At 49.6% G+C, this 13379-nt stretch carries 8 protein-coding genes; 6 read left to right on the forward strand and 2 right to left on the reverse strand.

Annotated features, from left to right (window positions below; all coding sequences use genetic code 11):
- Positions 1-42 precede the first annotated feature (42 nt).
- Positions 43-495, reverse strand: a complete 453-nt coding sequence (locus TH63_RS00635) for a response regulator (protein ID WP_048919219.1) — start codon at positions 493-495, stop codon at positions 43-45.
- A gap of 312 nt (positions 496-807) precedes the next feature.
- Between TH63_RS00635 and TH63_RS00640 the strand changes: the two genes are divergently transcribed.
- Positions 808-1872 carry a hypothetical protein gene (locus TH63_RS00640; protein ID WP_231583519.1) on the forward strand — a complete coding sequence of 355 codons (1065 nt, stop codon included), beginning with the start codon at positions 808-810 and terminating at the stop codon, positions 1870-1872.
- A gap of 600 nt (positions 1873-2472) precedes the next feature.
- On the opposite strand, the gene TH63_RS00645 is transcribed toward TH63_RS00640, so the two are convergent.
- Entirely contained in the window at positions 2473-3462 is a 990-nt protein-coding gene (locus TH63_RS00645; RefSeq protein ID WP_048919220.1) for an aspartate-semialdehyde dehydrogenase, read from the reverse strand.
- Between the two features lie 176 nt (positions 3463-3638).
- Between TH63_RS00645 and TH63_RS00650 the strand changes: the two genes are divergently transcribed.
- The 5 genes from TH63_RS00650 (at position 3639) to TH63_RS00670 (ending at position 13373) form a co-directional block, all read left to right on the forward strand.
- On the forward strand, positions 3639-6209 hold the full coding sequence (locus TH63_RS00650) for a lamin tail domain-containing protein (protein WP_048919221.1): 2571 nt from the start codon (positions 3639-3641) through the stop codon (positions 6207-6209).
- A gap of 77 nt (positions 6210-6286) precedes the next feature.
- Positions 6287-7084: a sulfite exporter TauE/SafE family protein gene (locus tag TH63_RS00655; protein WP_231583520.1), complete on the forward strand. Its 798-nt coding sequence runs from the start codon at positions 6287-6289 to the stop codon at positions 7082-7084.
- A gap of 159 nt (positions 7085-7243) precedes the next feature.
- Positions 7244-8347, forward strand: a complete 1104-nt coding sequence (locus TH63_RS00660) for a DUF6588 family protein (RefSeq protein ID WP_156180269.1) — start codon at positions 7244-7246, stop codon at positions 8345-8347.
- Positions 8348-8689: 342 nt separating this feature from the next.
- Positions 8690-11752, forward strand: coding sequence for a SusC/RagA family TonB-linked outer membrane protein (locus TH63_RS00665; protein ID WP_231583521.1), 3063 nt, complete (start codon positions 8690-8692; stop codon positions 11750-11752).
- Entirely contained in the window at positions 11742-13373 is a 1632-nt protein-coding gene (locus TH63_RS00670; protein ID WP_231583522.1) for a RagB/SusD family nutrient uptake outer membrane protein, read from the forward strand. The genes TH63_RS00665 and TH63_RS00670 overlap by 11 nt, the downstream gene beginning before the upstream one ends.
- The last annotated feature ends 6 nt before the right edge of the window (positions 13374-13379 follow it).

Raw genomic sequence — 13379 nt, forward strand, 5'->3', positions numbered from 1 at the left:
TGGTTTATGCGCTAGTGGTGCTTAAAAGCAGGTATTATGCGCCTATAAATCTTCCTCTTCTTCCTGAGCGGTGGTTGCTCCCGCTTCCTGGGTGCCGAAATTCTCGGTGATCAGGTGCTGGGCATCGGCTTGGGTGAGCGGTTTGGAGAGGTGGCCGTCTACGTCAGAGAAATCTTTGAGCCGGTGCAGGTCATAGAAGCTGGCCGAGGAAGACAGTACAAACAGCTTTTTCGCCTTGCGCTCGGGCGGCAGGTGCTGGTATCGGTCCAGAAAGTCAAACCCGTCCATTACCGACATTTTAATATCCACCAGAATAAGGTCCAGGGGTAGGGGAGATTCCAGGTGTTGCGGGCTGGCCAGGTATGCCAGGGCCATCTGGCCATCGGTGACCACGTCTATCTGCTGCGCCATCTCTGCTTTGGTGAAGATGCGCTTGTTCATGTAATTGGTGATATCGTCGTCGTCAATCAACAAAACACGGTGTATCTGTTCCATGGTAAAGGCGAAGCTTTTTTGGTGAAGGTATAGTATACGCAGGACTTTCTGCCTCTATCTACTTTTATTTTGAAAGAATGCTCGCCCTTGGGCGGAACGGTAAATGATACTTTAACGCGCCACCCGCAGCCTGCTTTTGCCGGGCAAAGCGCCAGACGGCAGAATCGGCCGAAACCAGAGCCTGAACGCAAGCCCTGTCCTGTGTTTTTAAAGCTTCTTTTTTAGGCTTGTCTTATGGGTTAGCGCGTAAAAAGACTTATCTTCCTGACCTTAAATGAGACCCAGGCGCAGAACGTGCCAGATTATTACAATATGATGAAAGATATAATGAGGAGAAGCAAGCTTGGCCTTCCGGCCTTAGGTTTGTGGAGTGTGGTCCTGTTAGCTGGTTGCAGCTCAGACGCAGGCAAAAATGAAACCGGTGGCGTACAGGCTGCCCCCCATCCAGAGACCGTACAGGCCCCTGATACCACCAAAGCACCCGTAGATTCCGCCAAAACAGCCACGGTAGCCCCTAAAGCAGACTCAAGCGCGGCAACTGCCCCCGCGGCCACCAAATTCGTGGTAAGAGACGAGGCCGCCCAGAAACCGGGCGCCATTCTCCCCCATAAACGCATTATTGCCTACTACGGCAACCCGCTTTCCAAGCGCATGGGTGTCCTGGGCGAGTATGCCCCATCCAAAATGCTGTCCAAACTTGACGAAGAGGTGAAAGCCTGGAACGCGGCCGACCCCAATACTCCCGCACAGCCGGCTCTGCACGTGATTGTAGTAACCGCCCAGGGCAGTCCGGGCAAAGGCGGCAAGTACCGCCTGCGCATGAGTGACCACGTCGCCGATTCTGTCATCTCCTGGGCCGCCCGGCGGAATGCCATTGTGTTCCTGGATATCCAGATTGGGCAGAGCACCGTGCAGGAAGAGATTCCAAGGCTGGAGAAATGGCTGAAATTACCGCAGGTGCACCTGGGCATTGACCCTGAGTTTGCCATGAAAAACGGCGCCATCCCGGGCCGTAGGGTAGGTACCCTGGATGCCGCTGAGATCAACTACGCCACCTCCTTCCTGAACGAGATGGCCGTAAAGTATAACCTGCCTCCAAAGATTTTGGTGATACATCGCTTTACCCAACGCATGGTCACCAACTATAAAAACATCCAGCTTAGGCCTAACGTGCAGTTTGTCATGCACATGGATGGCTGGGGTGACCGCGTCCTGAAGAAAAGTACCTATAATGACTATATTAAAAAGGAGTTTGTGCAGTACACCGGCTTCAAGCTTTTCTACCACAATGACACCAAAAAGCCCGGCTGGAAACTTTACTCCCCAGAAGGCATTCTGGCGCTGAACCCTAAGCCTTTGTATATTCAGTATCAATAACCGCTGGAAAGGATAGCTGAAAAAGTAGAAGCGGTGCCAGCTGTGATAACTTTTAGTGTATATCTACAAAGCATATAACCAAAGCCTCCTCTTGCTGTAAGAGGAGGCTTTTTTGTTAATGTCCCTTTGAGGTAATGCCTTTCTTTGCTAATAAATCAATGTGTGCCAGGGAATTCTGTTTTCTGGTGATTTCTCTCAGAAATCACCAGGAGTGGCTGTAAAAAAGACTCTCCCCTCAAGGGGGAGTCTGCGTTGAATGGAGGATGTCCCGTTTAGAGCCCAGTTTCCTGAAAACAAGTCTAAAACGCCCTTCTACGTAGCTACTTTAAACCCTCGCTTTGGCAATACTTAAGGGTCCAACCTACATCTGGATGGCATTTTAATCCTGTCATACAGGGTAAATAATCCCTGAGCGCACTATAATTTGATAAACTAGGTGTTTTGGGCCTGTTTTGGCCAAAACACCTTGAAACGATTTAGGCTTGCTCACTATTACCAAGCAAATTATAATTGGCAAGAATCTGAAAGAATTGAACGTGGCCCTATAAAACAAGAAAGGCCACCTGCAGAGGTGGCCTTTCTACTATGAAATGATTGTTGTTACACCAGTTTGTGCGCTACCAGGTACTCGGCAATCTGAACGGCGTTGGTGGCGGCTCCTTTTCTAAGGTTATCGGCTACTACCCAAATATTGATGGTGTTGGGCTGGGTTTCATCGCGTCTGATGCGGCCTACCAGTACCTCGTCTTTGCCGTGGGCATCCATCGGCATAGGATATTTCAGGTTGGCGGTGTCATCTACCACCACTACGCCAGGGGTTTCCTGCAGCAGGCGGTACACTTCTTCCAGGGTGAAGTCTTTCTCAAACTCCACGTTTACAGACTCTGAGTGGCCACCCATCACCGGAATACGCACCGCCGTAGCGGTTACTTTGATGGAGTCGTCGCCCAGGATCTTCTTGGTCTCGTTCACCATCTTCATTTCCTCCTTGGTGTAGCCGTTTTCCTCAAACACGTCAATGTGCGGGATCACGTTCAGGTCAATGGGATAAGCGTAGGCTTTCTCACCTTCTATGCCGGCGCGCTCGTTCATGAGCTGGTCCACGGCTTTCTTGCCGGTACCGGTCACAGACTGGTACGTGCTTACCACTATGCGTTTAATCTTGAGCGCTTTATGCAAATGATTCAGGGCCACGACCATCTGTATGGTAGAACAGTTGGGGTTGGCAATGATCTTGTCTTCAGGGGTCAGTTCCGGGGCGTTGATCTCCGGTACCACCAGCTTTTTGCTGGGGTCCATGCGCCAGGCCGAGGAGTTGTCTACCACGGTAGTGCCCGCGGCGGCAAACTTAGGGGCCATTTCCTTGCTCACGCTTCCGCCGGCAGAGAAAATGGCGATCTGGGGTTTCTGGGCAATGGCGTCGTCCATGCCAATGACGGTGTACTCCTTGCCCTTAAAGGTCATCTTCTGGCCTACAGACCGCTCAGAGGCTACCAATAATAATTCGTCTACCGGGAAGTTACGCTCCGCCAGGACCTTCAGCATTTCGCCACCCACTAGGCCGGTGGCGCCTACTACAGCTACTTTCATGTAAGGGTGTGTAAATTGATTTAAAAATTCCGAAGGAAGAACAGTAAAAGATGGCTTCCTCTAGAGATAAAAGCTAGTTGCGTTTTGGGCTTGTTTTCTGGAAATCAGGCGCAAAACGCTCATAGCCAGCCGCAAAATACGCCAACTTTTCCAGATAATTAAAGTACAGGTTCAAGATGCGGCAATTCTTTCTGGTAATTCTACTCTGGCAGGTGGCTTTTTGTGGGGCCAGGGCCCAACTTCAGGAGTCGTTCTCAGACGGTGACTTCACTCAGAACCCCACCTGGGTAGGGGACGCAGACTATTTCCAGGTCAATGCCGCCCGCCAGTTGCAAAGCCGCGGGCCTGCCGTAACCGGCACTACCATCCATTTAGCTACCGCCAACACTTTGGCCGTCGGAACCCAGTGGGAGTTCTACGCCCAATTGGCCTTCGCCACCTCCTCAGGTAATTACGCCGAAGTGCACCTAACGGCAGACGCCCCTGACCTGAAAGGCGCCCTGCGCGGCTACTTTGTGCGCATGGGTGGCACCGAAGACGAAGTAAGTCTCTACCGAAAAGACGGCACCACCGCTACCCGCATCATCAACGGGCCCGACAAAACCATCGCCGCCTCTGACAATAAACTATGGGTACGGGTGACCCGCACCGCCACCTTTGACTGGATTCTGGAGATAGACGTGACCGGCACCCGGCAGAATTACATAAGCATTGGCACGGTGCAGGAGGCGCGCTATACCACTTCTGCCTTTGCGGGTGTGTTGTTCCGGTACTCCCAAGCCAATGCCCAGCGCTTCTACCTGGATGACTTCACCATTAAAGACATTGGAGCCCCCAGCCTGGTGAGCGCCACCGTGACTGGTGCCCGCACCATAGACCTTGTATTCTCAGAACCTGTCTTATCTACGGAGGCCTCCAATCCTGCCAATTACAAACTAAACGGGAACAAGGTACCCTTTACCGCCGATTGGAGTGCCGCTAAACCGGAGCAGGTACGATTGCAGTTTAGCCAGGATTTTGAAACGGGCACCAACCGCATAGAAGTGCAGCGCGCCACCGATGCGGCCGGAAATGTGGCCCAGAACCTTTCCGCGAGTTTTATCTATGCTCCGGTGGCCCAACCCGGTGACGTCTGGGTCACGGAAATCTACGCCGATTTTAACCCCTTGCAGGATTTACCCGCTGCTGAATTTATTGAACTCTACAACCGCAGTGAAAAGACCTTTAACCTCCAGGGCTGGACCTACTCAGATGCCACCGCTTCCATGGGCGTGTTTCCCGCGTACCTGTTGCGACCCGGTGCCTACGTGATTGTCTGCGCGGCGGCAGACACGGCGCTGTATAAATCATTTGGCCCGGTGCTGGGGCTGGCCTCATTCCCGTCACTTAATGATGCCGGAGATGACGTGGAGCTTTTCAACGCCACCGGCCAATTGATAGATTTTGTGCGCTACACCACCGCCTGGTACCAAAACGTCACGAAGAAAGACGGAGGTTGGTCTCTGGAACGCCTGAGCGTGGAAAGCAGCTGCACCGGGGCCTCGCAGTGGAAGGCCTCAGAGGACCCGCGGGGCGGAACGCCGGGCACCGTCAATTCGGTGCAACGCGAAGACCGTGAGCCGCCCGTGTTGCAGCAACTAGTGGCCACCGCCCCAGACAAGATCCTGCTCCGATTTAATGAGGCGCTGGACAGCACCAATGCCGTAATTCTTAGCCATTATACCATTGGGTTGGGTTTGGGCGTCCGTCACGTGCAGGTATTGGGGCCTTACCTTACGGAGGTGGAAGTAACATTATCCTCAGCCTTGAAAGAAAATGAGCGGTATGCGGTGACCGTACAAGGCATAAGAGATTGTGCTGGTAACGTGGCGGGTAGCCAGCAACAGACGGTTTTGTTGCCGGCGGCTCCACAGAAAGGTGATGTGGTCATCAATGAGATTCTGTTTAACCCGCGTACCGACGGGGTGGACTTTGTGGAAGTAGTGAACCGGTCACCGCGGTACCTTAACCTGCAAGGCTGGAAACTGGCCAACCGCGCCGACGGTCAGATAGCCAACCGAAAGGTGATCACCAATCAATCCTTCCTGCTGGCCCCCGGAGAGTACCTGGTGTTTACCTCAGACGCAGAAAAGCTGCAACGCGAGTACCCTGCGGGAAGAAGGGAAAAGTTTCTGCAACTGCCCACTATGCCTGCGTACCCAGATGCGGCCGGAGATGTGGTCTTGCTCTTGCCTAATGAGGAAGTCATGGATGAGGTGGCCTATGAAAACAGCCAGCACTTTAAGCTGCTCTCAGATGCCGAGGGTATCTCCCTGGAACGGATTAACCTGGCGGGTCCGTCGGTGGCGGCCAATTTCCATTCTGCGGCCACGGTAGTGCAGGCCACGCCCGGGTATGTGAATTCCCAGAGCCAGGAAGGCAAGGCATCCAGCGGGAAACTGACCCTGAACCCCAAAACCATCACGCCCGACGGCGATGGGGTAAGTGATGTCCTGTTGTTAGAGTTCCGGCTGCCGCAGCCGGGTTTTGTGGCTACGGTCACTATTTTTGACGCCCAGGGCCGCCACATCCGTAGGCTTTCGGCCAATACCCTGCTGGGTGCGGAAAGCGTGCTGCAGTGGGACGGCCTCACTGATGCGGGCAGCAAGGCGGCCGTGGGGTATTACGTAGTGCTGGTTGAGCTTTTCAATCTGCAGGGGCACCGCGAAGTGCTCAAGGAAACCGCCGTGGTGGGTGGGCGTTTTTGACCTGTTTTCCGGAAAACGGGCCCCAAACGTAATTTCACTAAATGCCTCTTTGATTAGCCGGTACATTTTAAGAATATTTGCGGTTTCATCCGCCGCCAGCCCGGCCTAACCTTGAGACGTTGGAGATTGTGTACCTGTGCCTGTTCGCCTTTCTGGCGGGCCTGATTGATTCTGTAGTAGGAGGTGGCGGGCTTATTCAGTTGCCGGCGCTGTTTGTGTTCTTGCCGCACGTGCAGGTCCCCATGGTGTTTGGTACGGGTAAGCTTTCCAGCATTGCGGGAACGTCTGTATCTATGTGGCGCTACGCCAGAAACGTGGAGATAAACTGGCATGCGCTCCTGCCGGCTGCTATCACCGCCTTTGTCTTCTCTTTTCTGGGCGCCCGCGCGTTGAGCCACTTTGACACCGCCCTCTTGCGCCCGCTTATTCTGGTGCTGCTTATCTCAGTGGCCGTGTACACCTTCATCCGGAAAGACTTCGGGGCCATTCATGCGCCTCGCCTGGCAGCCAACAAGGAAATCTGGTACGGGGTAGGAGTGGGCATGGTGATTGGGTTCTATGATGGGTTCTTTGGGCCCGGTACAGGCTCTTTTCTCATCTTCATCTTTGTGGGCATCTTCGGGTTCAATTTCCTGACGGCCTCTGCCTCTGCCAAAGTGGTGAACGTGGCTACTAACCTGTCGGCGCTGCTGTACTTTGGCTACAAGGGGTATATTCTCTACCATATTGGCATTCCCATGGCCGTTAGTAGTGTGTTGGGCTCCGTGGTGGGCACGCGTATTGCGCTGGTGAAAGGCTCTGGCTTTGTGCGGAAGCTTTTCCTGGTGGTGGTGACAGGTATTATCCTCAAGTTCGCCTATGATACTTTTAAGTAAAGGCTGATTTCTCTTTTTCTATAGGGTATTCTTAAAAATAACTACTTATTACTAAGTAATGTACTACCTGTACCTTTGAATATTGTTGATTAATGGGGAAGTTCGCAGCCTGTGAAGTATAAGACAGACAATAATTTATTTAACAAAGACAGGTTGCAAATGAAAAAAAATACTTTTAAAGTTTCCTTTTTTGCTCTTTTTCTGCTGGTTTCTTGCCTAACGGGATCGGCGGCCCATGCCCAGGAAGAGGTAGGTGATTTTATACGGGCAGGAAAAGCAGACGCGAACAAATTAATAAGGGCGTATGCTGAGCCCGCCAGCAAGGCTTTTGGGCACGGGCTAAACGGAGGTTGGTTTAATTCGGGGCAGGCCCTGAAACTGGGCCGGTTTGATATACGGGTCTTTGCCACCGCTTCCTTCGCCCCTGATGAAGACAAAACGTTTGACCTGGCTACCTTGGGTTTGAGCTCCAACGTGAAATTTGATGGAAGCAGGTCTACCATTGCCCCCACCATTTTTGGGGAAGCTGCAGATGGGCCAGAGCTCAGGCTTTTCGCCACAAATCCTACTACCAAGCAACAGGAAGAAATAGCCCGGTTCAACTCCCCGCAAGGCTCTGGCTATGATCTGTTACCGGTGCCCATGGCGCAGGTGAGCCTGGGTCTGGTAGCCAATACAGAGGTAGCCGTTAGGTTTTCGCCTAAGGTGAAATACGATGATTTTGAGGGAGAACTCTGGGGTGTGGGTGCCAAGCATGGGCTCAAGCAATGGATACCTGTCATTAATGAGGTAGAAGGATTTGATATTGCCCTCACTGGCGGGTATACCAACCTGAAAAGCTCCTACACAGGCATAGACGTGCAGGTAGCCGAGGAAGACCGTTCCTATGCTACCTCTCAGCAATTAGACCCTTCTTACTACAGCGGACAAGCCGTTAAGCTCACTACCAAAGCTTGGACCACCAGTCTGATTGCCTCTAAAACCCTGGGCATACTCAACGTCTACGCCGGGGTACGGTACAGTAACGTAGAGACAGATTTAAATCTGGAAGGCAGATACCCGGTTTTGGCCTATAAGACCACGCTGCCTAACAACAAATACATTGAAGACATCACTAACCCCATCATGCTGAACATGCAGGACAGCCAATGGGGAGCTACTGGGGGGCTGCGGTTGAAATTAGCTGTTCTTTCTCTCTACGGGGAATACACAATTGCCAAATACCCCACTGCCACCGCCGGCATTGGTATAGGTTTTTATTAATAGCACCTTTTTCAAAAGAAGCTCATGGCAATGGAGTAAATCTTCTCTCTGTTTGCTCCACTGTATGATAGTGTACTTAAAAGGGTAAGCATTTTCCTTACGCGTTCTATAAATAGCCGGCCTCTCTAGAGAGGCCGGCTATTTTTTTGCCCAACAAAGAAAGCCCACTGGAAGCTAGGGTAGAAGTTATTTGAAGAATTGGAATTAGGGTGGCCGGAATATCTAGGAAAAACTTAATATATAAGTTTTGGTAATCATCTATACTTTACTACTTTGGATACTTAATCCTAAACCTATACAAACAAACAAATGAAGAAAACTTTACTCTTAAGCTTCGTTCTGATGCTGGCACTTGTAACGCAAGTGTGGGCTCAGGAACGGACTGTAACAGGACGAGTGACGGATGCATCAACCGGCGAGGGAATGCCCGGGGTGACAGTCCAACTCAAAGGTACCACCATTGCCGCTCCAACGGATGTAAACGGTGGTTACTCTATTAATGTGCCGGCTTCGGGCGGTATTTTGATTTTTACCTTTATAGGGTATACCCCTCAGGAAATTGGGGTAGGAAGCCGTACTAGCATTAATGTAAGATTGGTAACAGACCAACAGGCGTTAAGCGAAGTAGTGGTAGTGGGCTATGGTACCCAACTGAAGAGAGATGTGACCAGCTCCATTTCCCAGGTGAAAGGCGAGGAAATTGCCAACCTGGCTACTCCTAGCTTTGACCAGCAATTGTCTGGCCGTGCGGCAGGGGTAGTGGTTCAGCAGCCTTCCGGTATCCTGGGCGCTCCTCCAACCATCAGAATCAGAGGGGTGAACTCTATCTCAGGAAACAACTCTCCGTTGATCGTGATTGACGGGGTGCCTGCTTCTTCTGGTAACGTGGGTGCTTTTACCAGCGTGAACGCCCTGGCAGACATCAACCCTAATGACATTGAGTCTTATGAGATTCTGAAAGACGGTGCCGCTACCGCTATCTATGGCTCACGCGCTTCTAATGGGGTTATTCTTATTACTACCAAACAAGGAAAGCAAGGCCAAGCTAAATTCAACTATGACGGCTGGGCCGGATATTCTCAGGCTACAGAGTTGCATGACTTGTTGAACGCTGAGCAATTTGTTGAAATCCAGAATGAGAAATACAGAAACGCAGGGGCTACTTCTTTGCCAGCGGTATTTGATGGTACCAACACTAACTGGAATGACTATGTATATAGAACAGCCTTCCAGCAAAGCCACACCATTTCTGCCAGTGCAGGTACAGAAAGAACCAAATACTATGTGTCTTTAGGTTACAGCGACCAGGAAGGTATTGCTATCGCGAACAGCTTGTCACGTTATTCATTGAGAGCCAACCTGAACCAGAAAGTAACCAACAGACTTACCTGGGATGTACAGGCTGGTCTTACCCATCAGGAAAACTTAGGCCCATTGGTGGGCACTAACAGCTTGTCTGGTAATACATTTGCGGTTATCCGTATGTTGCCTAACGTAGCGGTTTACAACCCCAATGACCCAACCGGGTACAATGTAGACGCAACTACCCGTAGTTCACTAGGTAGAGGTGCAAATACTATCACTATCGCCAATGGTATTCCAAACCAGATGTTTGTGTTGGAGAACAACCTCAGAAAAGGAAAGTCCTACCGTTTTGTAGGGAATACTTCTTTGAGCGCAAACATTGTTGATAACCTTACCTTTAAGACGTTAATTGGTACAGACTTCAGTATAGTAGAGGATTTTAACTACACTGACCCACGCCATGGTGACGGTCTTTCTTCCGGAGGCACCTTGTCTCAGGCCTATAGCCCGTTCTATACCTGGAACTGGCAGAACATTTTGTCTTACAACAAGTCTTTCAATGATGCTCACAATTTTGATGCAACATTGGTAGCTGAATATACCAAGAGCCGCTCTTCTTTCATCCAGGCTTCAGGAACTACTTTGTCAGACAGATTCTTCAACCAGAACATTCAGTCCGGAACCTTGACTACCCAGCAGATCTTTGGTGACCTGGAAGAAAACGGTTTAGCTTCTTACTTAGCCCGTGTAAACTATAACTTCAGAGGTAAGTACTACTTAGGAGCTTCTATCAGAGCAGATGGTCTTTCTAAATTATCTCCTGAAAACCGCTGGGGTTATTTCCCTGGGGTTTCGGCGGCCTGGAGAATCTCTGAAGAAGACTTCTTCAAAGGAACTGGTATTGTAAACTACGTGAGTGATGTTAGAATTAGAGGTAGCTACGCTGAAGTAGGGAACAGCGGTATTGTGAGTGGTAATTATGGTTACCTGGGTAGCTATGGTTCTGTACAATACGGTGGTGAAAGTGGCATTGCCTTCAGCAACACTGGTAACCCACTATTAAGATGGGAAACGCAGAAGATCACTGACGTTGGTTTAGACCTGGGCTTTTTGAATGGCCGCGTGAACTTTGAGTTTGCCTACTGGAAAAAAGACAATGATGACATTGTTTTAGGTGCTCCAACTCCTCCTTCACTGGGCGTGCCTAACAACCTTATCTACAGAAATATTGGTAGAATGGTGAATGATGGTTTAGAGTTCTCTTTAAGCGGAAATGTGATTGAAGGTGACAAGTTTACCTGGAACTCAAGTGTGAACTTCTCTACCCAGAACAATGAGGTGAAAGAGTTGGTAGAGGGACAAGACATTATTGGCGCATATAACATCATCAGAGTAGGGGAGTCATTCAACTCTATCTATGGGTACCAATACGAAGGGGTGAACATGGCCAATGGTAATCCTATCTACAGAAAAGCTGATGGTTCTTTTGTGCAGGGTGACATTAACAGCAACTCTTACAAAGTGTACAATCCAAATGCTCCAACAGATGTTTCTAAAACCTCTTCTTTGAGCGCCGGTGATAAAGTGATTTTGGGAAGCGCCTTGCCATCCTGGTTTGGTGGTTTTGACAATAACTTTAAGTACGCTGGTTTTGATATGAATGTGTTCTTCCGGTTCTCTGGCGGTAACTACATCATGAACCGTACCCGTCAGGACCTGTTGACTATGTTGTTTGAGAACAACGGTACTGAGATCTTGGGCAGATGGCAAAGTGTGGAGAAGCCTGGTGATGGTCAGACTCCAAGAATCAGACAAGGTAGATCTGGCATCATCAACACTGAGAACGAAGCTTCTTCCAGATTTGTGGAAAGCGGTGATTTCCTGAAGTTGAGCAATATTACCCTGGGGTATACAGTTCCTAAAACCTTCACTGAGAAATACAAGATTGAGAGAGTAAGAGTATTTGCCCAGCTCCAGAATGCATTGACCATCTCTGGTTATAAAGGCTTAGACCCTGAAATGTCTTCTTCTATTGGTGTTGATTACAATACCAACCCTCAGCAGAGAGTGTTCTCTTTTGGTGTAAACCTTGGGTTTTAATTTTTTAAGATTTAAATTTTTCAAAATGAAAAATCAGTTTATAAAGAATGTGGTGAAAGTAGCGTTAGTAGCTCCTTTATTTTCACTGTCATTCATGATGACCTCATGTGAGGAAGAAGTGATGGAGCTCAATGCTCCTGACAGGGTAACTGAATTAGGCGCTTTTGAATCAGCGGCCAGAATTCAGTTGGCCATGAATGGGGTGTATGATGCGGCCCAAAGTGGTTTCTATTTAGGTGGCGCCGTAAGAGGATATCCTTTTGGGGCAGCAAATGTAGAGCAGGGTGATACACGGGGGGAAGATATGCTGAACATGGAAGCATTCTACCAGATCACCTATGAGAACCTTTATAATGCCTCTACTGCCAACAACCAGTACATGTGGGAAACCCTGTACGCGCTTATCAACAAAGCAAACGTTACCATAGAGGGAGTGCAAGGTGCCGCCACTGCCGGTGTAATCACCAAGCAGGTGGCAGATGAGTACGTGGCAGAATGCCTTTTCCTGAGAGCGTTGGCACACCATGAGTTGATAACCCATTTTGCGCGTCCATATAACCACACGGCTGATGCTTCTCACCTTGGGGTTCCTGTGAGAATTACGGCTGTTAACACCCCGGCCCGTGTAGATGAAGCGAAAACCCAGGGACGTAACTCTGTAAAGCAGGTATATGATCAAATCTTAATGGATTTAAATACTGCAGAAACTACTTTGCCAGCCACCAGAGCCACTTTCCAGATTACTAAAGTGACTAAAGGAGCTGCCATTGCCCTTAAAACCAGAGTATTATTGCATAAACGTGATTATACTGGTGTAATCACGGAGGCTACCAAAATTGTGTCAGGAGATGTGCCGCCATTTACCAGCCCAATTGGCGGATATAGATTGACCGCAGAGCCTACAGGGCCATTTGGAGCAGGAAACAAGAATAACACGGAGTCTATCTTCTCTATGCTTAATTCTGCTACTGACAACTCTTCTACCAACGGTGCCTTACCGCAAATGTATGGTTCGGCGCCTAACCGTGCCCTGGTTGCAATTAGCCCAGTTATCTGGAATCAAAGCTTTTGGCCGGTGGCTGACAAAAGAAGAACTTTGTTGACAGATGTAAGCACCAATAATTTTAGGTATACCACCAAATACAATGGTGATAAAGTAACATGGGGCGATAATACACCTATCATTAGATATGCTGAAGTATTGTTAAACATGTCTGAGGCTATTGCCCGTACCGCTGGTGCCACGCCTAAAGCTATTGCCCTGTTGAACGCTGTAAGAGGTAGGTCTACTACAGAAGTGTTTACTGCAGGTACTCCACAGGAATTAATTCAGGCTATTGTGAATGAGCGCAGAATTGAGTTCCTGGCTGAAGGGCTAAGATGGAAAGATATTCACCGTCTGGCAGTAGAAGGATTATATGTATACAAAGGTATTCCTGCTAAAGTAACTAAAGGAAACACTTTGCCTTCTGACTATGTGGCGGCAAGCGGGACTGTAAGAGCCGGTGCATTTGCTGTGGCAGCCCTGCCGTATGATGATTTTAGATTCGTATGGCCGCTTCCAGCCTCAGAGACATCTGCTAATCCGGTTTTAGCAAAGCAGCAAAACCCTAACTACTAGGGTTCT

It is taken from the genome of Rufibacter radiotolerans (assembly GCF_001078055.1).
GTDB lineage: Bacteria > Bacteroidota > Bacteroidia > Cytophagales > Hymenobacteraceae > Nibribacter > Nibribacter radiotolerans.